General features: G+C 67.9%; 22 protein-coding genes, 1 tRNA gene and 1 pseudogene. 9 read left to right on the plus strand and 15 right to left on the minus strand.

Annotated elements, in window-relative coordinates; translation table 11 throughout:
* The first annotated feature begins 77 nt into the window (after nt 1-77).
* Nucleotides 78-1,958 (plus strand): glycosyltransferase family 2 protein, encoded by a 1,881-nt coding sequence (locus OCH239_RS18185; protein ID WP_244430399.1) that lies wholly within the window; start codon nt 78-80, stop codon nt 1,956-1,958.
* Here the strand turns inward: OCH239_RS18185 and OCH239_RS18190 are convergent.
* Nucleotides 1,952-2,602 carry a GntR family transcriptional regulator gene (locus OCH239_RS18190; RefSeq protein WP_037265922.1) on the minus strand — a complete coding sequence of 217 codons (651 nt, stop codon included), beginning with the start codon at nt 2,600-2,602 and terminating at the stop codon, nt 1,952-1,954. The genes OCH239_RS18185 and OCH239_RS18190 overlap by 7 nt on opposite strands.
* A gap of 106 nt (nt 2,603-2,708) precedes the next feature.
* On the opposite strand from OCH239_RS18190, the gene OCH239_RS18195 reads away from it, so the two are divergent.
* Both OCH239_RS18195 and OCH239_RS18200 read left to right on the plus strand, forming a co-directional pair.
* Complete coding sequence (locus tag OCH239_RS18195) at nt 2,709-3,350, plus strand: pyrimidine 5'-nucleotidase (RefSeq protein ID WP_037265925.1); 642 nt, start codon at nt 2,709-2,711, stop codon at nt 3,348-3,350.
* Nucleotides 3,351-3,420: 70 nt separating this feature from the next.
* The gene (locus tag OCH239_RS18200) at nt 3,421-4,617 is read left to right on the plus strand and encodes a UbiH/UbiF family hydroxylase (protein WP_037265927.1); all 1,197 of its coding nucleotides are present in this window, start codon (nt 3,421-3,423) and stop codon (nt 4,615-4,617) included.
* Nucleotides 4,618-4,690: 73 nt separating this feature from the next.
* On the opposite strand, the gene OCH239_RS18205 is transcribed toward OCH239_RS18200, so the two are convergent.
* Entirely contained in the window at nt 4,691-4,960 is a 270-nt protein-coding gene (locus tag OCH239_RS18205) for an usg protein (protein ID WP_037265929.1), read from the minus strand.
* Nucleotides 4,961-5,156: 196 nt separating this feature from the next.
* Between OCH239_RS18205 and gyrA the strand changes: the two genes are divergently transcribed.
* The 3 genes from gyrA (at nt 5,157) to OCH239_RS18220 (ending at nt 9,422) form a co-directional block, all read left to right on the plus strand.
* On the plus strand, nt 5,157-7,904 hold the full coding sequence (gyrA, locus tag OCH239_RS18210; protein ID WP_037265931.1) for a DNA gyrase subunit A: 2,748 nt from the start codon (nt 5,157-5,159) through the stop codon (nt 7,902-7,904).
* Between the two features lie 183 nt (nt 7,905-8,087).
* Entirely contained in the window at nt 8,088-8,948 is an 861-nt protein-coding gene (locus OCH239_RS18215; protein WP_037265933.1) for a LysR family transcriptional regulator, read from the plus strand.
* A gap of 117 nt (nt 8,949-9,065) precedes the next feature.
* On the plus strand, nt 9,066-9,422 hold the full coding sequence (locus OCH239_RS18220) for a hypothetical protein (protein ID WP_037265936.1): 357 nt from the start codon (nt 9,066-9,068) through the stop codon (nt 9,420-9,422).
* Between the two features lie 7 nt (nt 9,423-9,429).
* On the opposite strand, the gene OCH239_RS18225 is transcribed toward OCH239_RS18220, so the two are convergent.
* Genes OCH239_RS18225 through OCH239_RS18235 form a run of 3 tightly spaced genes read right to left on the minus strand, consistent with a single transcriptional unit; the run spans nt 9,430 to nt 12,873 of the window.
* Nucleotides 9,430-10,914, minus strand: a complete 1,485-nt coding sequence (locus OCH239_RS18225) for a carboxypeptidase M32 (protein WP_037265939.1) — start codon at nt 10,912-10,914, stop codon at nt 9,430-9,432.
* Nucleotide 10,915: 1 nt separating this feature from the next.
* Nucleotides 10,916-12,070 carry a heme A synthase gene (gene ctaA / locus OCH239_RS18230; protein WP_037265941.1) on the minus strand — a complete coding sequence of 385 codons (1,155 nt, stop codon included), beginning with the start codon at nt 12,068-12,070 and terminating at the stop codon, nt 10,916-10,918.
* A gap of 56 nt (nt 12,071-12,126) precedes the next feature.
* Nucleotides 12,127-12,873 carry an RNA methyltransferase gene (locus OCH239_RS18235; protein ID WP_037265944.1) on the minus strand — a complete coding sequence of 249 codons (747 nt, stop codon included), beginning with the start codon at nt 12,871-12,873 and terminating at the stop codon, nt 12,127-12,129.
* Between the two features lie 122 nt (nt 12,874-12,995).
* On the opposite strand from OCH239_RS18235, the gene OCH239_RS18240 reads away from it, so the two are divergent.
* Complete coding sequence (locus OCH239_RS18240; RefSeq protein WP_037265947.1) at nt 12,996-13,616, plus strand: thiamine phosphate synthase; 621 nt, start codon at nt 12,996-12,998, stop codon at nt 13,614-13,616.
* Between the two features lie 3 nt (nt 13,617-13,619).
* On the opposite strand, the gene olsA is transcribed toward OCH239_RS18240, so the two are convergent.
* The 3 genes from olsA to OCH239_RS18255 form a co-directional block, all read right to left on the minus strand.
* Entirely contained in the window at nt 13,620-14,444 is an 825-nt protein-coding gene (gene olsA, locus OCH239_RS18245; RefSeq protein WP_037265949.1) for a lyso-ornithine lipid O-acyltransferase, read from the minus strand.
* A complete protein-coding gene (gene olsB / locus OCH239_RS18250) occupies nt 14,441-15,202 on the minus strand; it encodes an L-ornithine N(alpha)-acyltransferase (protein ID WP_051489602.1) in 762 nt (253 codons plus the stop codon). Before olsB ends, olsA begins: the two co-directional genes overlap by 4 nt.
* Nucleotides 15,203-15,328: 126 nt before the next feature.
* Nucleotides 15,329-15,508 carry a DUF3553 domain-containing protein gene (locus tag OCH239_RS18255; RefSeq protein WP_037265952.1) on the minus strand — a complete coding sequence of 60 codons (180 nt, stop codon included), beginning with the start codon at nt 15,506-15,508 and terminating at the stop codon, nt 15,329-15,331.
* A 152-nt stretch (nt 15,509-15,660) separates the two neighbouring features.
* Between OCH239_RS18255 and OCH239_RS23940 the strand changes: the two are divergent.
* Nucleotides 15,661-16,156, plus strand: a pseudogene (locus OCH239_RS23940) (histidine phosphotransferase family protein).
* Here OCH239_RS23940 and OCH239_RS18260 read toward each other — a convergent pair.
* The 7 genes from OCH239_RS18260 to OCH239_RS18290 all read right to left on the minus strand — a co-directional run bounded on the left by OCH239_RS18260 (nt 16,153) and on the right by OCH239_RS18290 (nt 22,373).
* The gene (locus OCH239_RS18260; RefSeq protein WP_037265955.1) at nt 16,153-17,418 is read right to left on the minus strand and encodes a glutamate-5-semialdehyde dehydrogenase; all 1,266 of its coding nucleotides are present in this window, start codon (nt 17,416-17,418) and stop codon (nt 16,153-16,155) included. The pseudogene OCH239_RS23940 and the gene OCH239_RS18260 overlap by 4 nt on opposite strands.
* Before the next feature lie 31 nt (nt 17,419-17,449).
* Nucleotides 17,450-18,556, minus strand: a complete 1,107-nt coding sequence (gene proB, locus OCH239_RS18265) for a glutamate 5-kinase (RefSeq protein WP_037265957.1) — start codon at nt 18,554-18,556, stop codon at nt 17,450-17,452.
* Complete coding sequence (obgE, locus tag OCH239_RS18270; protein ID WP_037265962.1) at nt 18,544-19,596, minus strand: GTPase ObgE; 1,053 nt, start codon at nt 19,594-19,596, stop codon at nt 18,544-18,546. The genes proB and obgE overlap by 13 nt, the downstream gene beginning before the upstream one ends.
* Nucleotides 19,597-19,683: 87 nt before the next feature.
* Nucleotides 19,684-20,223: a GNAT family N-acetyltransferase gene (locus tag OCH239_RS18275; RefSeq protein ID WP_037265965.1), complete on the minus strand. Its 540-nt coding sequence runs from the start codon at nt 20,221-20,223 to the stop codon at nt 19,684-19,686.
* A gap of 160 nt (nt 20,224-20,383) precedes the next feature.
* Nucleotides 20,384-20,653, minus strand: coding sequence for a 50S ribosomal protein L27 (gene rpmA / locus OCH239_RS18280; RefSeq protein WP_037265968.1), 270 nt, complete (start codon nt 20,651-20,653; stop codon nt 20,384-20,386).
* A 17-nt stretch (nt 20,654-20,670) separates the two neighbouring features.
* A complete protein-coding gene (locus tag OCH239_RS18285) occupies nt 20,671-21,348 on the minus strand; it encodes a 50S ribosomal protein L21 (RefSeq protein ID WP_037265971.1) in 678 nt (225 codons plus the stop codon).
* Between the two features lie 212 nt (nt 21,349-21,560).
* Entirely contained in the window at nt 21,561-22,373 is an 813-nt protein-coding gene (locus tag OCH239_RS18290; RefSeq protein ID WP_037265974.1) for a DUF2059 domain-containing protein, read from the minus strand.
* A gap of 228 nt (nt 22,374-22,601) precedes the next feature.
* Here OCH239_RS18290 and OCH239_RS18295 point away from each other — a divergent pair.
* Nucleotides 22,602-22,691: transfer RNA gene (locus OCH239_RS18295), tRNA-Ser, on the plus strand.
* Nucleotides 22,692-22,823: the final 132 nt, after the last annotated feature.

The raw sequence follows: 22,823 nt of genomic DNA on the forward strand, positions 1-22,823 counted from the left end.
AAGTTTCAGCCGAAAGGCTTTAATCCCTGATTAACCCAAAGCCTGCGAGACCTGATCGGAGACGATCAGGGACTCGCATGACCGACATTCTACAGGACCCCGACGACCCGGCTGCGCTGCCGCTCGCGGCCGATCGCGGACGACCGATGGCATCGCTCCTGATGGACCGCGCGTCGCTCGGAGCGGCGCCTCTCCTCGCCGCGCTGGCCGAGGCCGAGACCACGGGCGCGCCTCTCGACCGGGTGGTCACCGCCAACGGCATTGCCACCGCACGGCAGGCCCAGGCCGTCCGAGCGCGGCATCTCGGGCTCGTCGCCCTCGACCCCGCCGTGTCTCCGCCCGACCGCGCGCTCGAAGGGTGGGTCGCCCCGGAATACTGCCTTCGGCACCGGGTCCTGCCCTGGGCGGTCGTCGGGGACACGATGGTCCTCGCCGCATCCGACCTCGACAATCTCGAGCGCGCCCGGGTGGAGCTGCTGCCGCACTGGCCCCGCATCCTGCCTGCGCTCGTTCTCGAGAGCGACATCGAGAGCGAGCTTGCCGCGCGCCACGCGCCGCGTTTCGCGCGGGCCGCGGAATGCGCGGTTCCCGACGACCAGAGCTGCCGCGATCTGAACCTCGCGACCCCGGAGCGCCGGATGATCGCCGCCGCGGCGATCTTTGCCTGCACCGGCGCGCTCCTGATCGTGCCGAGCCTCTTCTTCGCGACCGTCACGCTGCTTGCGCTCGCCGCCATGCTGGCCAGTCAGGCACTGAAGCTCGCCGCCGCTCTCGCCGCTCCGCGGGAAACCCCGGAGCCGCCGGCGCTGATCGCGCCCTATCCTCTTGTCACGCTGCTGGTGCCTCTCTTCCGCGAGGCCGAGATCGCCGACATGCTGGTGCGCCGCCTGCGCCGGCTGACATACCCCAAATCCGCGCTCGACGTGATCCTGATCCTCGAGGAGGAGGATGCCGAGACCCGAGCGCTTCTCGGCGAGACCAAGCTGCCGCACTGGATCCGCGTGATCGAAGTGCCCAAGGGAGAGCTGCGCACCAAGCCCCGCGCGCTCAACTACGCGCGCCACTTTGCGCGCGGCGAGATCATCGGCATTCTTGACGCCGAGGACGCGCCTGCCGCGAACCAGGTCGAGCGCATGGTCGCACGCTTTCGCGCCGCGCCTCGGAACGTCGCCTGCCTGCAGGGCATACTCGATTATTACAACCCGCACGCCAACTGGCTCTCGCGGCTCTTCACGGTGGAATACGCAACGTGGTTCCGGCTCGTCCTGCCCGGCCTCGCGCGTCTTGGACTGGTGGTGCCGCTCGGCGGGACGACGCTCTACCTGCGCCGCGATGCGATCGATGCGGTCGGCGGCTGGGACGCCCACAACGTGACCGAGGACGCCGATCTCGGCCTGAGGCTCGCCCGGGCGGGATATCGGACGGAGCTCGTCGCCACGGTCACGCTCGAGGAGGCCAACAACCGCGCCTGGCCGTGGATCCGCCAGCGCTCGCGCTGGATCAAGGGCTACGTGATGACCTGGGCCGCGCATACGCGCCATCCCGCGGCGCTCCTGCGCGATCTCGGGCCCTGGCGCACCCTCGGCGTTCAGGTGCTCTTTCTCGGCTCGGTGGCGCAATCGGCCCTCGCCCCGGCGCTCTGGAGCTTCTGGCTCGTCATTGCCGGCCTGCCGCACCCGGTCGCGGACCTCATGGGCCAGCGGGGTGTCGCGGGTCTTGTCGGCTTTCTTCTCGCCGGAGAGGCGATCACGCTCGGCGTCGCCTTCGCCGCGCTGTCGCGCACGCCGCATTCGGGCCTGAAACGCTGGGTGCCGACGCTGGTCTTCTATTTCCCGCTCTCCGTCGCGGCCTGCTGGAAGGCGTTGATCGAACTCGTGTACCGCCCGTTCTACTGGGACAAGACCGTTCACGGCGCCTCGCCCCCCGACCACGATACCGCGGATCGGGCGCCTCACTGATCGCTGCGCGCCTCGCTGTCAAGTTTCAGCCGCGTGACGAAGGCCTGGCTGATATGGTCGCGCAGTGCTCCGGAAGCACCGCCCTCGTCCCGGCGCCGGATCGCATCGACGATCTTTGCGTGTTCGGCGAGCGCGGTCACCCCGCGCCCCTGCGCCGCCAGCGACGTCGTCGCCATCAGCGCCATGGAGCGGTGCACGAGGTCGAGCTGCTGCACCAGAAAGCGGTTGTGCGAGGCGAGGTGGATCTGCGTGTGGAAGCGCCGGTTGGCCCGGGCCAGGGCATGCGGGTCGTCGATCCGGGCGCGATCGGCCTCGACCATCTCCTGCAGGACCTGCACCTCTTCCGCGGTGGCGTGACGCGCCGCGAGCCGTGCCGCCAGCCCCTCGAGCTCGGTGCGGACGGCGTAGAGCTCGGCCATCTGGTTGTGATCGAGCGAGGCCACGATCAGCGATCTTCCGTCCCGCGTCAGCAGCGATTGCGTCTCGAGCCGTTGCAGCGCCTCGCGGATCGGCGTGCGGCTGACGCCGAAGCGGTCGGCGAGGTCGCTCTCGACCAGGCGGTCGCCGGGGCGGTAGACCCCGCTGTCGATCGCTTCGAGGATGAGCCCGTAGGCATCCTTCTGACTGGTCCGAAGGGTGGACATCGCTGCTCCTTTTCGTCGCGTGACCGGCAGGGTAGCCGCGACCCTGCGCCGCGATCAAGCACGGCGCCCCTTGGCAGCCGCCCCCGCCCGTCCTAAGCCCCATGCCATGCGCGATGACTTCTCCCATGTCGAGACCTGGGTCTTCGACCTCGACAACACGCTCTATCCGCCCGAGATGCGGCTCTTCGACCAGATCGAGGACCGCATGCGCGACTTCATGGTCCGTGCGCTCGAGGTCTCGCCCGAGGAGGCCGACCGGCTGCGGCACCTCTACTGGACCGAGCACGGCACCACGCTCGCAGGTCTCATGGCCCGTCACGCGATGGCGCCCGAGGCCTTTCTCGAGGAGGTGCACGACATCTCCTTCGACGCGGTGACGCCGGACGACGCGCTGACCGAGGGCATCGCCGCCCTGCCCGGCCGCCGCATCGTCTACACCAACGGCACCGCGCCCTATGCCCGCAACGTGCTCGCGGCCCGCGGCATCGTGCATCTCTTCGACGCCGTCTACGGCGTGACCGAGGCGGGCTTCCGCCCGAAACCCGACCGCGCGGCGTTCGAGACGGTGTTCGGGCTGGACGGTTTCGCGACCGAGCGGGCCGCCATGTTCGAGGACGATCCGCGCAATCTGGCCGTGCCGCACGCGATGGGCCTCAGAACAGTGCACGTGGCCCCGGAACCCGACCCCGCGGACCATATCCATCACCACACGGCGGATCTTGCGGGCTTCCTGGCCCAGCTGGCGTGACGCTGCGGCGAGATGGCCGTGGCGCGGCGCGCGGCGCGGCTTAGATTTCCGGCCGAGAAGGAGAGCAGCGATGGATCACGACATTCTCGTTTCCGGCGGCGGCATCGCCGGGCTCACGGCGGCGGCCGCCTTCGGGCGCGCGGGCTTCTCCGTGCTCTGCGTCGACCCCGCGCCGCCGGTGACGGAGCGCGACGCGACGGGATCCGACCTGCGGACCACCGCCTTCCTGCAGCCGGCCCGGGATTTCCTCGACCGCGCCGGCCTCTGGGAGACCTTTGCGCCCCATGCAACGCCCCTGCAGGTGATGCGGATCGTCGATGCCGGCGGGCCCGAGCCCGAGCCGCGGGTGACCAAGAGCTTCGATGCCGCCGACATCTCCGACCAGCCCTTCGGGTGGAACCTGCCCAACTGGCTGCTGCGCCGGGAACTCGTCGCCGCGCTCGGGCGCATGGACAACGTGGAGTTCCGCGCCGGCACAGCGACCGCCTCGCTCTTCACGCGCACCGCGTCCGCCAAGGTAGGGCTCAGCGACGGCACGAAGGTGCAGGTCCGCCTCGTCGTCGCCGCCGACGGTCGCGCCTCGCCGATGCGGCAGGCGGCGGGGATCGGCGTGCGGACTCAGCGCTTCGGGCAGAAGGCGCTCGCCTTCGCGGTGACCCATCCCGAGCCACACGGCAACGTCTCGACCGAGATCCACCGCACCGGCGGGCCCTTCACGCTGGTGCCGCTGCCCGATCACGAGGGTCGGCCCTCCTCCGGCATCGTCTGGATGGAGGATGGGCGCGAGGCGACGCGGCTCATGGAGATCGGCACAACCGAGTTCGAGGACGCGATGACCGCGCGGTCCTGCGGCATCCTCGGTCCGCTGACGCTGGCCTCGCGCCGCTCGATCTGGCCGATCGTCGCGCAGGAGGCCGACCGCCTCACGGCGGAGCGCGTCGCCCTCGTCGCAGAGGCCGCGCACGTGATGCCCCCGATCGGCGCGCAGGGGCTCAACATGAGCCTGCGCGACCTCGACAGCCTGCTAACCTTGACCCGTGATCACCAGGACGACATCGGCGGGCGGCGCATGCTCGACGCCTACGAGCGCGCCCGCCGCCCCGACATCGCTCTGCGGGTCGGGGGCATCGCGATGCTCAACCGCATGAGCCAGGCCGAATATCCCGGCATGCGCGACCTGCGCGCGCTCGGGCTCGAGGCGCTTTACGACCTCGCGCCCGTCCGGCGCACGCTGATGCAGCTCGGTCTCGGCACGAAGGCAGGCTGACCGTCCCTTCTTCTTGATCGAAATATTCCGGGAGCGCGAGGGCAGAGCCCTCGCTCGCCCGGCGGAGCCCGCGTCACTGGTAGGTGATCTCTCCGGTGACGTTGCGCCATTCGCCCGGCGAGATCATCTTGCGGTGCACGTAACGCACCGAATGCAGCGGGCCCTCGATCTTGTCGTGCCAGAACTCGATGAATTCGAAGAGCCGCGGGTGATCCGGAGCGATATCGTATTCCTGCCACACGAAGCTGTTGAGGACGCTCTTGAAATCGGGCATCCGGTAGAAGAACTCGGCCGTGGTCAGCCCGTAGCCCTTCAGCATCATCTCGGTCTCGGTCATTGCCATGAATCATACCTCGCGTTTGTCGGTTTTATGACAAACATGATGCCGGGCGATTCTTAATTTTCAACAAAAACAGTGTGTTAGCCACCAAGCCCCGCGGCTGCCAAATGGAAGGGGCGTGCAACCATTGCACCCCATATCCGGGCTCTGGTATACGCGACCCAACAAGATATAGAACAGGCATTGGCGGGACCCTCACGTGAACGATACGCCCGAACCCCCTGAGACAGAAGACGAAATTCCTGGCGAAGGCCCGAAGCCGCGGGGCGGACCCACGATCTCGATCCTCGAGGAAATGAAATCGTCCTATCTCGATTACGCGATGAGCGTGATCGTGAGCCGGGCGATCCCGGATCTGCGCGACGGTCTCAAGCCCGTGCACCGGCGGATCCTCTACGCGATGCACGAGACCGGCAACACGCACGACAAGTCCTACCGGAAATCGGCGCGTCCCGTGGGCGACGTCATGGGTAAGTATCACCCGCACGGCGACAGCGCGATCTACGATGCGCTGGTGCGGATGGCGCAGGACTTCTCGATGTCGCTGCCGCTGCTCGACGGCCAGGGCAATTTCGGCTCGATGGACGGGGACAACCCCGCCGCCATGCGCTACACCGAGGTGCGTATGGACAAGCCGGCGAGCTACATGCTGGCGGATATCGACAAGGAAACCGTCGATTTCCAGGACAACTATGATGGCAAGGACCGCGAGCCGACGGTCCTGCCCGCGCGCTTTCCGAACATGCTGGTCAACGGCGCGGGCGGTATCGCCGTCGGCATGGCGACCAACATCCCGCCGCACAATCTCGGCGAGGTCATCGACGCCTGCCTGGCGCTCATCGAGGAGCCCGATCTCAGCTCCGAGCAGCTGATCGAGTACATCCCCGCCCCGGACTTCCCGACCGGCGGGATGATCCTCGGCCGCTCCGGCGCGCGGAAGGCGTATCTTGAGGGCCGCGGCAGCGTCATCATCCGCGCCAAGACGCGGATCGAGGAATTGCGCAAGGATCGCTATGCCGTCGTCATCGACGAAATCCCCTACCAGGTGAACAAGGCCTCGATGATCGAGAAGATCGCCGAGGCCGCCCGCGACAAGCGGATCGAAGGAATCGCCCACGTGCAGGACGAGAGCGACCGCTCTGGCGTCCGCGTCGTGGTCGAACTCAAGCGCGATGCGACACCCGACGTGGTGCTGAACCAGCTCTTCCGTTTCACGCCGATGCAAACCTCCTTCGGCTGCAACATGCTGGCGTTGAACGGCGGCAAGCCCGAGCAGTTGACGCTGCGCAAGTTCCTGACCTCTTTCATCGACTTCCGCGAAGAGGTCGTCGCGCGGCGCACCGCCCATCTTCTGAGGAAGGCCCGCGAGCGGTCCCACATCCTCTGCGGTCTCGCCGTTGCGGTCTCGAACGTGGATGAAGTCGTCGCCACGATCCGCGCCTCCAAGGACGCCTCCGAGGCGCGCGAGGCGCTGATGACCCGCCGCTGGCCGGCCGAGGAGATCGCGCCCTATATCCGTCTGATCGACGATCCGACCCATCCAATCAACGACGACGGCACCTACAACCTCTCCGAGGCGCAGGCCCGCGCCATTCTCGAGCTGCGCCTGCAGCGCCTGACCCAGCTCGGCGTGCAGGAGGTGACCGACGAGCTCGAGGAGCTGGCCGGCAAGATCAAGGACTACCTCGAGATCCTCGGCTCGCGCGAGCGGATCATGGCCATCATCTCGGACGAGCTCACCGAGGTGCGCGAGCTCTTCGCGGTGCCGCGCCGGACCGAGATCGCCGACTGGGCCGGCGACATGGAGGACGAGGACCTCATCGAGCGCGAGGACATGGTCGTGACGGTGACCCAGTCCGGCTACATCAAGCGCACGCCCCTGTCGGATTTCCGCAGCCAGCGGCGCGGAGGCAAGGGCGTCTCGGGCGGCGGTCTCAAGGACGACGACGCGGTGACGACGCTCTTCGTGGCGAACACGCATACGCAGCTTCTGTTCTTCACCACCGACGGGATGGCCTACAAGCTCAAGACCTGGCGCCTGCCCGCGGGGGGCCGGACCTCCAAGGGCAAGGCGATCGTCAACATCCTGCCGATCCCCACCGGCGTCTCGATCGCCGCGATCATGCCGGTCGACCGGGACGAGAGCGACTGGGACGATCTGCAGATCGTCTTCGCGACCTCGGCGGGCGACGTGCGGCGGAACGCCCTGTCGGACTTCACCAACGTCAAGCGCAACGGCAAGATCGCGATGGAGCTTTCTGAAGGCGTGAGCCTCGTCAATGCGCGTATCGCCTCCGAGGAGGACGACGTGATGCTGGTGACTGACTCGGGCCGCGCGATCCGCTTCCCGACCACCGACGTGCGCGTCTTCAAGGGCCGCAAGTCCACCGGCGTGCGCGGCATCCGCCTGCACAATGGCGATCATGTCGTGTCGATGTCGATCATCCGGCACTTCGAGGCGACGCCGGACGAACGCGCGACCTACCTCAAGATGCGCCGCCTGATGGCCGGCGTCACCGAGGAGACAGAGACCGACGAGGACGGCAACACCAATGCCGAATTGCCTCAGGAGCGGTATGCCGAAATGTCGGCGGCCGAGAACCTGATCCTCACGATCACCTCGAACGGCAGCGGCAAGCTTTCGTCGTCGCACGATTATCCCGTGCGCGGACGCGGCGGTCAGGGCGTCATGGCGATGGACAAGGCGATGCGCGGCGGGACGGTTGTCGCCTCGTTCCCGGTCGAGATCGACGACCAGATCATGCTCGCCACCTCGCGCGGCCAGTCGATCCGCGTGCCGGTGGAGGGGATCAGCTTCCGCTCGCGCAACGCGGGCGGCGTGAAGGTCTTCAACACCGGTCAGGGCGAGGAAGTCGTCAGCGTCGCGTGGATCGCGGAACAGGCCGAGGATGCCGATATCGAAGGTGGCGAACCCGACGGAGACTGACGTTCCGTCACCTTCGACACCCGCGTGGAACATTTCCGCAAGAGCGTCGTTTCCGAATTAGTGTCAAATTCGCGTGGCCGAAGTCAGGCCGCGCGCTAAGGCAGGCTGGTATCCCCTCGACCGGTCCGCATCTACGGTTTCGCGCTGCACGCGCATTCGAGATCCTCGCTAGTCAGGGACGCCATGGATAATTGGGATGACCTCCGGTTCCTCGTCGCATTGTCGAAGACAGGCACGATGACCGCCGCCGCAAAACATCTCGGCACGAACACCGCCACGGTGTCGCGTCGGATCGAACGCCTTTCGGAACAGCTCGGCACACCCGCCTTCGTCAAGACGTCGGACGGCTGGAAGCCGTCGGACGCGGTGCTGAAGCTGATCGAGATAAGCCAGGCCTTCGACGGAACGTTGCAGAGCGTGATCAATACGCACGTGCAGACGCTGTCGAACGAGCCGGTCCACCTCAACCTCGGGTGCATCCCAATCGTGAGCAGCCAGGTCCTCTTTCCCGGCCTCAAGCGGCGGGCGGACATGCTGAAGGGGATCTCGATCACGTTTTCGGACCGGGTCTTCCGCGAGGGTCTGGGCGAAAACGACCTCGTGATCATGTACGGCCAACCCGACAGCGGCCGGATCGTGACCCGCAAGGCCGGTCAGCTCGGCTTCCGACTCTGGCGATTCCGGGATGCCGACTCTGACGATCAATGGGCGGGACTGACCGAGGCGCATGACGACTACCCTCCGATGCAGATGGGCCTCAAGCGCTTTGCCGGACCTCCGAAGATCCGCGTCGATTCGTTCGTCGCCCTCTACAGCCTGATGCAGCTGACGCGCCTTCCCGGTCCGCTTCCGGAAGTGCTGGCTGCGCAGGATCCGTCGCTGGTGCCGGTCGAACCCGGGGCGGCGCCGTTCGCAGCCGATTTCTGGCTGATGTTCCACGAGACGCGGCGCAGCGACCCGGCGATGCGGGCGGTGGTCGAATGGGTCACGGCCTGTTTCGAGGACGTGGCTCAACACGAGGCTCAGGTCGCTCAGGCAAGCTAAGGTTGACCGATTTGCAACGGAACAGCTGCAACGGTCGCCCCTGAGGCACAGCCGCGTTGCCGGAACGCGTGGAAACATGGGACCTTCCGGGCACGACCTGCCCCGGAGATCCCGACAATGCCAGTCCTGTCTTATCTGCAACCGGGCCTGCGAGTTGCGTTGGCCTTTGTGCTCGGACGCGCGGCATCCCGGATCGTCGTCGCGGACGCGCCCTTCTCGTTCGGCGCGGTCACCCTCGCGGCGCTCATGGTGGTCGCGGCGATCTGGCTCCTCTGCGACGTTCACACCCGCATCGTCGCTCTACTCGGCGTCGCGCTCTACGCGGGGTACACGCTGATGCTGCCCGTCGCGGAAGCCGGAAGCCACAGGACCGCGCTCGGCCTTGCGCTCGTGCTCGGCATCGCCCTGCCCCTCGTCGCGGCCAGCGGCGCGCGGCCCCGCAGGGCGCGTCACGACTGGTCGGATCCGATCTGAGCGGAGCTCAGTCGAGCCCGTAGAGATTGCCGAATTTCGTTTCCAGATAGCGCATGAGCGGCTCTTCCGAGGGCTCCTTGCCGGTCGCCCGGATGATCGTCTCGCGCGGCTCGTACAGCCCGCCATGCCGCTGCACATTCTCTCGCAGCCAGCCCGTTGCGCCCGAGAGGTCGCCCGAGGCGAGTTGCGTGTCGAGATCCGGAACGGCCTCGCGGAGCGCCTCGTGAAGGCAGCCTGCGTAGACGTTGCCAAGCGAGTAGGTCGGGAAATAGCCGAAGAGCCCGACCGACCAATGCACGTCCTGAAGCACCCCGTTGCTCGGCCGGTCCACCGCAAAGCCGAAATCCCGCTGGAACCGCGCGTTCCAGGCGTCCTCGAGATCGTCGACCTCCAGCTCGCCGGAGATCAGCGCGCGTTCCAGATCGAAGCGCAGGAGGACATGCAGATTGTACTGCAGCTCGTCCGCCTCGGTCCGGATGTAGCCCTCGTGGACGCGGTTCACGGTGCGGTAGAAGGCCTCGGCATCGGGCAGCCCGAGCGGGCCGAACGCCTCTTCCATCTGCCCGTGCAGCCAGGACGTGAAGGCGCGCGAGCGGCCGAGCTGGTTCTCGTAGATCCGGCTCTGACTCTCGTGCACGCCCATCGAGACGCCCTGGCCGAGCGGGGTGAAGAGGTACTCCTGCGCGATCGCCTGCTCGTAGGAGGCATGGCCGGTCTCGTGAATCGTCGAGTAGAGGCAGTTGAAGGGGTCGGTGAGGCTCGTCCGGGTGGTGATGCGCACGTCGTTTCCGGACCCGGAGGAGAACGGGTGCACCGCCTTGTCGAGCCGCCCGCGGGTCGTATCGTAGCCGAAGGTCTGGGCGATGCGCGCGGTCAGCGCCATCTGAGCCGCCTCGTCGAAGGTGCCGCTGAGCGCCGCCGGCGCCTCGGCCCCGCGCACCTGGTCGATGAGCCGGGTGAGACGCGGGCGCATCGCGCCGAACATGTCGGTCAGCTGCGCCGCGGTCGCGCCCGGCTCGTAATCCTGAAGGAGCGCGTCGTATACGTCGCCGCCGTCACTGAGCGCCGCGCCTTCCTCGCGCTTGAGGCGCAGCACCTCGCGCAGCGTCGGCGCGAAGGCGGCGAAATCGTCCGCCGCCCGCGCTTCGGCCCATGTACCTTGCGCGACGCTGGTGACGCGCGCGATCTCGGAGGCAAGGCGTGACGGCACCTTGACGGCGCGGTCGTAGGCGCGGCGGATATGGCGCAGGTTCGCGCGCTCCACCTCTCCGAGCCCGTCCGCAGCCTCGGCCGCCGCGAGCCACTCGCCGACGCGGGGATCGGCGCGGCGAGCGTGCAGCACGCTCTCCATCGCCGCCATCTCGTCGCCGCGCTGCGCCGCCGCGCCGCGGGGCATGACCGTCTCCTGATCCCAGCCGAGGCGGCCTGCGACCTGCGCCAGCGCGCCGGTCTCGCGCTCGAACGCGATGAGCACTTCGTAAGCTGTGGTCATGTCACCCCCGGACCGACTGGAATTTCGGGTATTGCGCGGCGAAGCGCGCGCGCAGGATCAGCACCCAGAGGACGACCGCGCCGATCTGGTGCACGATGGCGATGTGCCAGGGCGCGCCGTAGAGCACGGTGCCGATGCCAAGCGCCATCTGGACCACCAGCATCGCGAGCACCGCGTTGAAGCGGAACCGCGTGTCGGTGTTGGGCGACCGGCGCGCGCGGGTCCAGACGACGATACCGAAAACGAAGAGGAGGTAGCCTGCCATCCGGTGCATGAACTGAACGAGGCCCGCGTTCTCGAAGAAGTTGCGCCACACGGGCTCGATCTCGAGCGGCGTCGGCGGCAGGAAGCCCCCCGCCATGAGTGGCCAGTCGGTGTAGTTGCGCCCCGCGTCGATCCCCGCGACGAGCGCGCCGATCAGGATCTGCAGGAAGGCGAAATGCATGAGCCCGGTGGAGATCGAGAAAAGCCGCCCCTCGCGGCCCCGCCGCGACTGCATGAGCTCGCGGTCCTCGCGGCCGAGCTTGAACGTGTACCACGCGATGAGACCAAGGATCACGAAGGCGAGGCCGAGATGCGTCGCGAGCCGGTAGCTCGCCACGTCGACCATGTCGCCGCCGAGGCCCGAGGAGACCATCCACCAGCCGATCGCGCCTTGCAGGCCGCCAAGCGCGCCGAGCCCGAGCAGACGCCCGGTCCAGCCCGGCGGGATCTTCCGGGTGACGAGGAAGCCGAAGAACCCGACCGCCCAGACAAGGCCGATGACCCGGCCAAGCTGCCGGTGGCCCCATTCCCACCAGTAGATGAACTCGAACTCCGCCAGCGTCATGTTCGGGTTCACCAGCTCGAATTCGGGGATGCGCTGGTATTTCTCGAACTCGGCCTGCCAGGCGGCCTGATCGAGCGGAGGGATCGCCCCCGTGACGAGGTTCCATTCGGTTATCGAGAGCCCGCTGTCGGTCAGGCGCGTGAGGCCGCCGACGGCGATCATGACCATCACCAGCGCAAAGAGGATCATCAGCCAGATGCGGACCGCGCCGCGCGCGCCTCGGCGGCCGGCGTCGATCATGCCCCCTTTCGGGGCCTCGGCGCGGGGCTTGTCCTCTGCCCCGACCTCTTCGAAGAGCTTGCGATTGCCTGCCGGTTTACGGGCCATGTCCTGCTCCTGGTTGGTCGCGCGCGACCCTATGCGCCACCCCGGGGCGCTGCAAGTCAGCGGCCGCGTCCGGCCCACCGCACCATTTGACGCAGGACCCCGTGCAGGGTCTGCGCGTCTGACCGCGTGAGCGGCATCCGGCTCCAGAGATTGCGCAGGTTGCGCTTCATGCTCTCGGCCTTGTGCTCGGGGAAGAAGAAGCCGGCCTCTTCCATCCTCTCCTCGTAATGTCGCGCGAGGGCTTCGACCTCCGCCTGGTTCGCCCAGTCCGCGCCCGCCATCTGCACGGTCTCGTGCTCGATCTCGGCGGTGGCGCGACGCCATTCGTAGGCCGTCAGCAGCACGCATTGCGCGAGGTTGAGCGAGGCGAAATCGGGATTCACCGGCACCGAGATGATGGCGTTGGCGCGCGAGATGTCCTCGTTCTCGAGTCCTGCGCGCTCGGGGCCGAAGAGGCAGGCGACCTTCTCGCCGCGCGCGATCCGGTTGGCGGCCTCGCGCATCGCGGCCTCGGGCGAGAGCACGGGCGTCGTCAGGCCACGCGGCCGCGCCGTGGTCGCGAGCACGTAATGGCAATCGGCGATCGCGTCCGCCGTCGTCTCGTGCAGCTGCGCCTCGTCGAGAAGCCGCCCCGCGCCGCTTGCCATGGCGGAGGCCGAGGGGTTCGGCCAGCCGTCGCGCGGGGCGACGAGGCGCATCCGCTCGAGCCCGAAATTGTACATGCCCCGGGCCGCCGCACCGATGTTCTCGCCCATCTGCGGCCGCACGAGCACGAAGGCCGGCTGTCCCGACAAGTCTGCCATGATGTTTCCCGCTTGGTTCGGCGCTCTCCTATCCCCTCGCCCATGGGCCCGCAACCAGCCCCCGCTTTCCATTCGCCGAGCCCTCCGCTATCACCCCGCGACACCGATCCAAGGACGCGACCATGGCCCAGACCGAAGAGCCGCAACTCTACCTCGTCACCCCGCCCGCCTTCGACCTCGGAAGCTTTCCCGCGACGCTCGCGCGGGCGCTCGATACCCATCCCGTTGCCTGCCTGCGCCTCGCCCTCGCCACGCGTGACGAGGACACGATCCTGCGCGCGGCCGACGCGATCCGCGACGTCGCGCACGAGCGGGACATCGCGCTGGTGATCGACACCCATATCGTGCTCGCCGACAGGCTCGGCCTCGACGGCGTGCATCTGACGGACGGGCAGCGCTCGGTGCGCTCGGCCCGCAAGAGCCTCGGAGAGGACGCCATCGTCGGCGCGTTCTGCGGCACCTCGCGGCATGACGGCATGGGCGCCGGCGAGGCAGGCGCCGATTACGTCTCGTTCGGTCCGGTGACCGCCGGCGCGCTTGGCGACGGCAGCGCGGTCGAGCCCGAGCTTTTCGCGTGGTGGTCGCAGATGATCGAGCTTCCGGTGGTGGCCGAGGGCGGCCTCACCGAAGAGACGATACGCGAGCTTGCCCCCGTCACCGACTTCTTCGCGTTCGGAGAGGAGATCTGGTCGGACGAGGATCCGGCCGCGCGCCTCGGCCAACTCGTCGCCGCGATGCGCTGAGCCTCAGCGTTCGGAGGGCAAATGCGCGTCGCGCACCTCGGTCTCGAGGTGACGCGCGAGCGACTTTCGGTTCGGAAAATCGTCGACGGCGACCGGTGAGCCGAAGATCGCCTCGACATGGCCGTGACGGGGCTGGGCCAGCATGCGCAAGAGGTTCGCGCCGAACCCCATCTCGCCCCACCATCCGTAGAAGTCCCGGTCCGCGCCGCGCGGCGCATGGTAGATCAGCGTCACCGGCTGGATCTGCGCCCGGTGACGCAGCCCCTCGGCGAAGAACGCCTGGAAGAGCGTCGTCTTGAACGGCAGGACGCGGCAGCCGTCGGTCGAGGTGCCTTCGGGGAAGAAGAGCAGACGGTGCCCCGCCCGGAGGCGATCCTCGAAGATGCGCGTCTGCGCGGAGGCCTCGGCCGGATCGCGCCGGATGAAGAGCGTGCCGGTCGCGCGGGCGAGCCAGCCGATCCCGGGCCAGCCTGCGACCTCGGATTTCGACACGAAGTAGAGCGGCGTGCGCGAATTGAGCACGAAGATGTCGAGCCAGGAGGTGTGGTTGGCGACCATCGCCCCGGTGCAGGACATCGGCGCGCCGCGGCGCACCACGGTGAGACCGAGGACCCAGAGCGCGGCCCGGCAGACCCCGACGGTGATCCACGGCGTCACCGGGCGATGGAGCCCGAAGAGCGGCCGTTCGACCAGCCGCGCCAGCATCAGGACCAGAAGGCCGCCGAAGACGATGACGCCCATCGGCAGGCCGCGCGCGAGGCCGCGGAGCCAGCCGAGCGCGTCGGGCCCGGTTTCCGACGGTACGGCCCGCCCGGTCCAGGTGCTCATGCCCGGTCCCTGGCGTAAATGTCGCGGCCGCGCGGGGTGAGGCGAGCGGTGTCCATGACCAGGCAGACGTCCACGGTGTTGAAGGCGTGATCGACGAAGGCGCCCTCGCCCACCACGCCGCCGAGACGCAGGTAGGCCTTGATGAGCGCCGGGGTCTCTAGAACCGCGCGGCGCCGGTCGAGCGCGTCCTCGGGCAAGAGGTCCATGCGCTGGAAGTCCCGGCTGCGCACACGCAATTCCGGTGGCGCGAGATGGCGGTGATGCAGGTTCGACAGCGGATGCGCCAAAGCGTCCGGATCGGTTCCGTGAAAGCTCGCCACGCCGAAGAGCACGTCGATCCGGTGGCGCGCGACGTAGTCTGCAAGGCCCTGCCAGAGATGCATCATCCCCGCCCCGCCGCGATAATCGGCGTGAAGGCAGGAGCGGCCAAGTTCGAGCAGCCGCCGTCCCGAGGCGCGCAGGACCGACAGGTCGTATTCGTCGTCGCAATAGAACTGCCCGAAGGCTTCGGCCTGATCGTCGCGCATCAGGCGGTAGACCCCGACGACCGCGTCCCCCCTCGTCTCGTCGATGAGCATGAGATGATCGCAGGCGGCGTCGAACCGGTCGCACTCCACGCGCGCAGCATGATCGACGCCCTCGCCGGCGCCGCCGAGCTCGTCCACGAAGACGTCGTAGCGCAGTTTCTGCGCTGCTCGCAGGTCGGCCTCCGTCTCTGCCAGGCGGATGGTGAAGGACGGCGCACCCATCGTCGTCATGGAACCTCGATACATCACCGGCGCGCCCCCGGCGCCGGTGAGCGTCTTAGAAAACGCGGCGGGGGAATGCAAATTCGGTTCGGAATGACGCCCGTTAACACTTGTGTAACCATGGCCCACTAGCGTCTACTCGAAGACGGGAACGAGAGTGACGCGCGCGCCATCGATGACGATCTTGCCCTCCTCGCGGAAATTCACGGTGATCCTCTCGCCGATCTTGGACTGCACCTGGCCCGTGCCCCATTCGGGCTTGTCGGGGTGCTGCACCAGCATCCCCGGCTCGAGCATCGCGTTGAGATCGTCCATTTTTCCTCCGACAGGGATGCCGCGGCCCGGGATTGCGGGGGCGCCCGATGGAGGAGCGTAGCGCCGATCTCGCGCAGTTGATAGGCTCGCGCATCTGCCACGACCTGATCAGTCCGATCGGAGCGATCTCGAACGGGGTCGAGCTCATCTCGATGCTGCCCGGCACGGCGGCGCCGAAGGAAGAGCTCGAGCTGATCGAGAGCTCGGCGCGCGCGGCGGCGGGGCGGGTGAAGCTCTATCGCATCGCGTTCGGTGCGGCTGCAGCCGATCTGCGGATCTCGGCGAACGAGCTTTGCGGCGTTCTGGCGGAGGCGTTTCTCGGCGCGAGGATGGCTGTCACGATCGATGCCGAAGGCGACATGAGCCGGCCCTCGGCGCAGATCGGATGCCTCGCGGTGCTCTGCTTCGAGACCGCGCTGGTGCGCGGCGGCTCCGTGCGCGCGGTCTGGCGGCAGGACGGCTGGCAGATCTCGTCCTCGGCGGCGGGTCGACGGCCCTCTCTGGGGCATTCTGACCGGCGAGGACGGCCATGCGCCCGAGATCACGCCCTCGCTCGTGCAGTTCCGCCTCCTTGCCGACAGCGCCGCATCGATGGGACGCCGCGTGAGCGTAGCCGACACCGAAGACGCGCTTACGCTGACCGTCTAGCGGCGGACGGTACCGTCGCCCTCGACGATGTACTTGAAGCTCGTGAGCTGCTCGGCCCCGACGGGCCCGCGCGCATGCATCTTGCCGGTGGCGATGCCGATCTCGGCGCCCATGCCGAACTCGCCGCCATCGGCGAACTGGGTCGAGGCATTCCGCATCAGGATCGCGCTGTCGAGCCGCTCGAAGAACCGCGACGCCGCCGCGTCGTCCTCGGTCACGATGCAGTCGGTATGGCCCGACCCGTAGCTGCGGATGTGCGAGATCGCCCCATCGATGTCGTCCACGACCTTGGCCGCGATGATCATGTCGAGATACTCGCGGCCCCAATCGTCCGCCCCCGCGCCGATGGTGCCCTCGATCGCGGCGATGGTCGCATCGCCCCGCACCTCCACGCCGGAGTCAATCAGGGCGCGGACCACGCCCTGCCCGATCGTGTCCCACGCGTCCCGGTGAATCAGCAGGCATTCGGCGGCGCCGCAGATCCCGGTGCGGCGGGTCTTTGCGTTCAGCACCACGTCGAGCGCCTTCACCGGATCGGCGGCGGCGTCGAGATAGATGTGCACGATCCCCTCGAGATGGGCGAAGACCGGCACCCGCGCCTCGCGCTGCACGAGCCCGACGAGCCCCTTGCCGCCGCGCGGCACGATCACGTCGATCGTGTCCGTCATGCCGAGCATGTGCGACACCGCCGCCCGGTCGCGCGTCGGCACGAGCTGGATTGCGGCCTCGGGGAGCCCCGCCTCGCGCAGCCCTTGGACGAGGCAGTCGTGGATCGCCGCGGAGGAGTGGAAGCTCTCGGAGCCGCCGCGCAGGATGACGGCATTGCCGGACTTGAGGCAGAGCGCGCCGGCATCGGCGGTCACGTTCGGGCGGCTCTCGTAGATCACACCGACGACGCCGAGCGGCGTGCGGACGCGGCGGATATGCAGACCCGTGGGCCGGTCCCATTCGGCGATGGTCGCGCCGACCGGATCGTCCTGTGCCGCGATGGTTCTGAGGCTTTCGCAGATGCTTGCGATGCGTTCCTCGTCCAGACGGAGGCGGTCGGTCATGGCGTCCGACAGACCCTTCTCGCGGCCGAACTCGAGGTCCTTGGCATTCGCCTCCACCACCTCGGCGCGACGGTCCCAAAGGGTGTCGGCAGCGACGGTCAACGCACGGGCCTTGGCCTCCGGTGCGGCATAGGCGAGCTCCGCGGCGGCGTCCCGCGCGCGGCGGCCGAGCTCGTCCATCAGCTGAGGAATGTCGTGCAAGTCTTTCATCTTTCGACCTTTCCGCGGATGGCGCGAGACATCAGAGCGCCATATCGTCCCGGTGTACTAGCACGGCGCGGCCGGCATAGCCCAGTGCCTCTTCAATCTCGGCGGAGCGCCGCCCAGCGATGCGCCGCGCCTCTGCGGAGGTATAGCGCGCGAGACCGTGCGCGAGCACCCGCCCGTCCGGCGCGCGGATCGCCACCGGATCGCCGCGGCCGAACTCACCCTCGACGCGGGCGAGGCCCGCGGGCAGCAGGGAGCGGCCCTGTCCGAGCGCCTCTGCCGCGCCCGCATCGATGTGCAGCGTCCCGCGCGGCTTCATCGCCGAGATCCAGCGCTTGCGTGCGACCTGCGGATCGAGCTTGGCGGTGAACCAAGTGGCGGGCGCACCGTTCTCGAGTGCGGTCAGGGGCTTCAGGACCGATCCTTCAGTGATCGCGAGGGCGCAGCCGGCGGCGGTCGCGGTCTTGGCGGCCATCAGCTTGGTCTTCATCCCGCCCTTCGAGAGCCCCGATCCGGCATCCCCGGCCATCGCCTCGATCTCGGGGGTGATGTCGTCGATGACGTCGTAGCGATGCGCGTGCAGATCCTCGTTCGGGTTGGCGGAATAGAATCCGTCGACATCCGAGAGGAGCACCAGCCGGTCCGCGCCAACGGTCACGGCGACCTGCGCCGCGAGCCGGTCGTTGTCGCCGTAGCGGATCTCGTCGGTCGCGACGGTGTCGTTCTCGTTCACGATGGGCACGACGCCGAGCGACAGCAGCGTCTCGAGCGTCGCGCGCGAATTGAGGTAGCGGCGACGGTCGGCACTGTCCTCGAGTGTCACGAGCACCTGCGCGGTGGTGATGCCGTGGGGGGCGAGATGTTCCTCCCAGGCGCGGGCGAGACGGATCTGGCCAACGGCGGCGGCGGCCTGGCTCTGCTCGAGCGCGAGGTCCGCGGAGGGCAGACCGAGCACGCCGCGGCCGAGGGCGATGGAGCCGGAGGAGACCAGAACGACGTCGGTGCCGCGGGCGCGGAGGCGCGCCACATCCTCGGCCATCGAGGCGAGCCACTCGCGGCGCAAAGCGCCGCTGGACCGGTCCACCAGCAGCGCGGAGCCGATCTTGACCACGAGCCGCGCGGCGTCGATCAGGGCTGCCACGTCCCCTCCTCGCTTTCGCCGTCGGCGACCTCGGCCTCCTTGCGGCGGCGCAGGCGCTGGTCGTCGATGAGCGCGCGCAGCTCGCGCAGCACGTCCGTCAGCCCCTCCTTCGAGACGCCGGACATGAGGTGGACCGGGCCCGCCACGGCCTCCAGCTCGTCCTTCAGGAAGTCGCGTTCCTCGTCATCGAGGGCGTCGATCTTGTTGAGCACCGTCACGCGCGGCTTGTCGGCCAGGCCTTCGCCATAGGCCTCGATCTCGGTCAGGATCGTCTTGTAATCCTCGATCAGGGTGCCGGACGTGCCATCGACGAGGTGCAGGAGCGCCGCGCAGCGTTCGACATGGCCGAGGAAGAGATCTCCGAGCCCGCGGCCCTCGTGCGCTCCCTCTATGAGGCCGGGGATGTCCGCGACGACGAATTCCACGTCATCGACCCCGACGACCCCGAGATTGGGGTGCAGCGTCGTGAACGGGTAGTCCGCGACCTTGGGCCGGGCGTTCGACGTCGCAGCGAGGAAGGTGGACTTGCCGGCATTCGGCAGCCCGAGAAGGCCCACATCCGCGATCAGTTTCAGCCGCAGCCAGATCGTGCGCTCCACCCCCGGCTGGCCGGAATTGGCGCGGCGCGGCGCCTGGTTGGTGGAGGATTTGAAGCGGACGTTGCCCCAGCCGCCGTTGCCGCCCTGCGCGAGACAGATCCGGTCGCCGACCGCCGAGAGGTCATAGAGCACGGTCTCGCCGTCCTCGTCGAGGATCTCGGTCCCGACGGGCACGCGCAGGACGATGTCGTCGCCCCCCGCGCCGGTCCGCTGCGACCCCATGCCGGGGCGGCCGTTCTCGGCGAAGAAATGCTGCTGGTAGCGGAAGTCGATAAGCGTGTTGAGACCGTCGACCGCCTCGGCATAGACCGAGCCGCCCGAGCCGCCGTCGCCGCCGTCCGGGCCGCCGTACTCGATGTATTTCTCACGGCGGAAGGAGACGGATCCGCCTCCGCCCGAGCCGGAGCGGATGTAGACCTTGCACAGGTCGAGGAATTTCATGTCGCGGCTCCTGTGGCCGGTGTTTTCCGGGCGATAGAGCGGATCGTGTCCGGGCTCAAGGGTACGCGTGGCGCCGCCCGGGGCGTTTCAGCCGAGGCGCTTGAGGTAGGTCCAGGTCGGCACGACCGCATTCCGGGCGATCGAGCGCACCTCGGCGTCGCCGATATATTCGAAACCGTTGTTCGTCAGTACCCGCGCGGAGGCCGGATTGTCCTGATAGACCGAGCCAAAGAACGTGCAGTTGCGGAGCGGGTTGAGGCTGACAAGCGTGCGCACGGCGTCGGAAGCAAGGCCGGCCCCCCAGTAATCGGGCGCGATCCAGTAGCCGATCTCGGACTGGCCGCGGTCGATCGCCTTCAGCGAGACGACACCGGCAAGTGGCGCGCCACCGGACCGGCGTGCGTCGATCGCCCAGACCTCCTCGGTGCGGTCGGGAGAATGCGCGGTCTTGTAGAACTCTTCGACGGCGCCGGTCGGCAGCGGATGGGGGATCGAACGTGTCATGCAGGCGACCCGCGCATCACCGGCGAAGCGGCGGATCCAGGGAATGTCGGTCGGCTGGAGCCGACGCAACTCCGCGAGCTCGCCGGTAAGCGACGACAGATCCTCTGCGTTGTCGAGGCTCATGCCCCTCTCCTCCCAAGTCACCATATTTGCCCGATAGTCCCGCGTATGCCCGCCTTCCGGCACATGTGCCGGGCTGCGTGCATCGCGCCTCCTCAAACGTGCGAGGGGACCGGCGGTTTCCGCCGATCCCCTCCGATGCATGAAAATCGTGAAGGTCGGCTTACTCGGCCGCCTCCGCCACTGGAAGCACCGAGATGTAGGTGCGGCCCTTGAGGCCCTTGTGGAAGGTCACCGAGCCTTCGCCCGTGGCGAAGATGGTGTGGTCCTTGCCCATGCCGACGCCATTGCCCGGCCAGAACTTCGTGCCGCGCTGGCGGACGATGATGTTGCCGGGGATCGCGCGCTCGCCGCCGTAGAGCTTCACGCCCAGGCGACGGCCGGCGGAGTCGCGTCCGTTGCGGGAGGAACCGCCTGCTTTCTTATGTGCCATGGTCCGTTACCTCTCTCTTACTTCTGAAGGTCGGCGGCCTGCGCCACCCAGCCTTCTTTTTCCGCCTTGTTGCGGATGGTTTCGTCGAGCGCCTCGAGATCCGTCTCGGTCCAGGCTGCGATCTGGGCGAACGTGTTGATCCCGGCCTCGTTGAGCTTCTTCTCGAGGGCGGGGCCCACGCCGGAGAGCTGCTTGAGATCGTCCCGCGCGCCGGTCGCGACGCCGGACTCGGTCGTCGGCTTGGTCTGCGCCTGATCTTCCGAGGCACGCGCCTTCATGTCCGCCTGCTCTTCGCGGTTGGTCGTGTGCACCGACACGCCAAGCCCCGCGGCGCCTGCGGCACCCGAGCCGATCGCGGCCTTCACGCCGGTCTTGTCGCCACCCGAGGTCAGGATCTCGGTCACCCGCACGGTGGTCAGCTGCTGGCGGTGGCCCTTCGTGCGCTTGGAGCTGTGCTTCCGGCGGCGCTTGACGAAGTGGATGACCTTCTCGCCCTTCATCTGGTCGACGACCTCGGCCTGCACGGCCGCCCCGTCGACGAACGGCGCGCCGATGGTGGTCTCGTCGCCGCCGAGCATCAGGATCTCGTTGAACTGGACGGTCTCGCCCGCATCGGCGGCCAGCTTCTCGATCCGGAGCGTGTCGCCCGAGCGGACCGTGTACTGCTTGCCACCGGTCTTCATAACCGCAAACATGCGTGTCTTCCTTCGTATGTGCCGCGTCCTTCGGCCCCCGGGACATTCCCCCGGGCGTTCAGGATCCTGACGGATCCGCCCTCGAACGGCGCGCCCCTGGAGGGAGCGTCTGTTGAATTTGCAAACGCGAAACACGGGGCGGCGCACGCCCCGGTCCACGGATGCGCGTCGTTACGCATCATGGCCCCGCCTGTCAAGCGGGCATCCGGAACTCAAAGGTCGGTCTGCGCCATCTGCCGTGCCGCAGCAAGACCCATGGCATAGGAGATCTCGTTGTACATGTCGTTGAACCCGGCAAAGAGCGCGCGGTTGAGAGCCTCGCCCTCCTCGCTCTGGCTGAGATCGACGTACCGGCCGAGCTCATCCTCAGAGAGCGGCTCATAGGCCATGAGCAGATAGGCATAGAGCCATTCCGTCGTGTCCTCGCGGGTCCCGGGCTCCTGCGACCACACGTCCGCCAACATCTCGTCCTCGGGGATTTCCAGGGCGCCGCCGGCACCGAGGCCCCGGTAGAAGGCAAGACTGGCATTGAGCGCGCCGGTGACATTCTGCTCGATGAGATCGTTCGCCGCGACGAATGCCTCGAGCTGCTCGAGACGCGGTCCGCCGTCCCCGGCTATGTCGCGATACCGCTCGCGTGCGGCCTCTTCGACGGCCGGATCCACCATCGCCTCGCGCGCCTCGATCTCGAGCTCGATGACGCGGGCGCCGAGATCGCTCGAGAAGAAATCGACGAGCGGCTGCAGATCCGTCTCTCCGAGGCTTTCGGCGAAACCCGCGCGCACGGCCTGCTCCATGCGCTCGGCGTCGTAGATGCGCTCGGCGGTCTCGCGCCACTCCTCGTCGGCGCCGGAGGGCATCATGTCCCCCGCAAGCTCGTCGGCATAGGAGAGGCCCTCCTCTCGCATCACCTCGACCACCCGGCCGACGGAGAGGGCCTGCATCAGGTCGTCGACCGGTTCGGCAAGGGACGGCGTGGCGACCGCGACCGTGCAGAGCGCGGCAAGGGCATGGCGGAAAGGCATGATATCGGATCCCGTAACTGGTTAAGACGCAGGTAGGGCGCCCGCGCCCTGCCCTCAAGCGGTTGTGGCGCGGCGCGGTCGGCCGCGGCAGCTTCGACGGCACCGGCATGTCCCTCGGCGGCCCTCGAGCAGGCAAACGAAAGTGACTTCGGGCAACCCGAAGATTTTTAGCCGCAACCCGGTTGCACGCCCTCTACAGCTCCGTTACATCCCGCCGACACAGGCCGCGGAGAGGTGCCGGAGCGGTCGAACGGGGCGGTCTCGAAAACCGTTGACCCTTCACGGGGTCCCAGGGTTCGAATCCCTGTCTCTCCGCCATGAACACCGCGTCTACTTACCGAAATATTATTATATTACAGCTAGTTGAAGCTCGAAACGCTCTTCCGAACCGGCTAGAGCGCTCTCCAATGCCTGCATTTTGCTACACAAACTGCTACACGTGTCGCGCAG

The organism is Roseivivax halodurans JCM 10272, from assembly GCF_000521785.1.
Classification (GTDB): domain Bacteria; phylum Pseudomonadota; class Alphaproteobacteria; order Rhodobacterales; family Rhodobacteraceae; genus Roseivivax; species Roseivivax halodurans.

Excerpts from the sequence above, each read along its gene's own strand:
- OCH239_RS18185 (WP_244430399.1), top strand. The coding sequence starts at position 78 with ATGACCGACATTCTACAGGACCCCGACGACCCGGCTGCGCTGCCGCTC.
- OCH239_RS18190 (WP_037265922.1), bottom strand. The coding sequence starts at position 2,602 with ATGTCCACCCTTCGGACCAGTCAGAAGGATGCCTACGGGCTCATCCTC.
- OCH239_RS18195 (WP_037265925.1), top strand. The coding sequence starts at position 2,709 with ATGCGCGATGACTTCTCCCATGTCGAGACCTGGGTCTTCGACCTCGAC.
- OCH239_RS18200 (WP_037265927.1), top strand. The coding sequence starts at position 3,421 with ATGGATCACGACATTCTCGTTTCCGGCGGCGGCATCGCCGGGCTCACG.
- OCH239_RS18205 (WP_037265929.1), bottom strand. The coding sequence starts at position 4,960 with ATGGCAATGACCGAGACCGAGATGATGCTGAAGGGCTACGGGCTGACC.
- OCH239_RS18215 (WP_037265933.1), top strand. The coding sequence starts at position 8,088 with ATGGATAATTGGGATGACCTCCGGTTCCTCGTCGCATTGTCGAAGACA.
- OCH239_RS18220 (WP_037265936.1), top strand. The coding sequence starts at position 9,066 with ATGCCAGTCCTGTCTTATCTGCAACCGGGCCTGCGAGTTGCGTTGGCC.
- OCH239_RS18225 (WP_037265939.1), bottom strand. The coding sequence starts at position 10,914 with ATGACCACAGCTTACGAAGTGCTCATCGCGTTCGAGCGCGAGACCGGC.
- ctaA (WP_037265941.1), bottom strand. The coding sequence starts at position 12,070 with ATGGCCCGTAAACCGGCAGGCAATCGCAAGCTCTTCGAAGAGGTCGGG.
- OCH239_RS18235 (WP_037265944.1), bottom strand. The coding sequence starts at position 12,873 with ATGGCAGACTTGTCGGGACAGCCGGCCTTCGTGCTCGTGCGGCCGCAG.
- OCH239_RS18240 (WP_037265947.1), top strand. The coding sequence starts at position 12,996 with ATGGCCCAGACCGAAGAGCCGCAACTCTACCTCGTCACCCCGCCCGCC.
- olsA (WP_037265949.1), bottom strand. The coding sequence starts at position 14,444 with ATGAGCACCTGGACCGGGCGGGCCGTACCGTCGGAAACCGGGCCCGAC.
- olsB (WP_051489602.1), bottom strand. The coding sequence starts at position 15,202 with ATGACGACGATGGGTGCGCCGTCCTTCACCATCCGCCTGGCAGAGACG.
- OCH239_RS18255 (WP_037265952.1), bottom strand. The coding sequence starts at position 15,508 with ATGGACGATCTCAACGCGATGCTCGAGCCGGGGATGCTGGTGCAGCAC.
- OCH239_RS18260 (WP_037265955.1), bottom strand. The coding sequence starts at position 17,418 with ATGAAAGACTTGCACGACATTCCTCAGCTGATGGACGAGCTCGGCCGC.
- obgE (WP_037265962.1), bottom strand. The coding sequence starts at position 19,596 with ATGAAATTCCTCGACCTGTGCAAGGTCTACATCCGCTCCGGCTCGGGC.
- OCH239_RS18275 (WP_037265965.1), bottom strand. The coding sequence starts at position 20,223 with ATGAGCCTCGACAACGCAGAGGATCTGTCGTCGCTTACCGGCGAGCTC.
- rpmA (WP_037265968.1), bottom strand. The coding sequence starts at position 20,653 with ATGGCACATAAGAAAGCAGGCGGTTCCTCCCGCAACGGACGCGACTCC.
- OCH239_RS18285 (WP_037265971.1), bottom strand. The coding sequence starts at position 21,348 with ATGTTTGCGGTTATGAAGACCGGTGGCAAGCAGTACACGGTCCGCTCG.
- OCH239_RS18290 (WP_037265974.1), bottom strand. The coding sequence starts at position 22,373 with ATGCCTTTCCGCCATGCCCTTGCCGCGCTCTGCACGGTCGCGGTCGCC.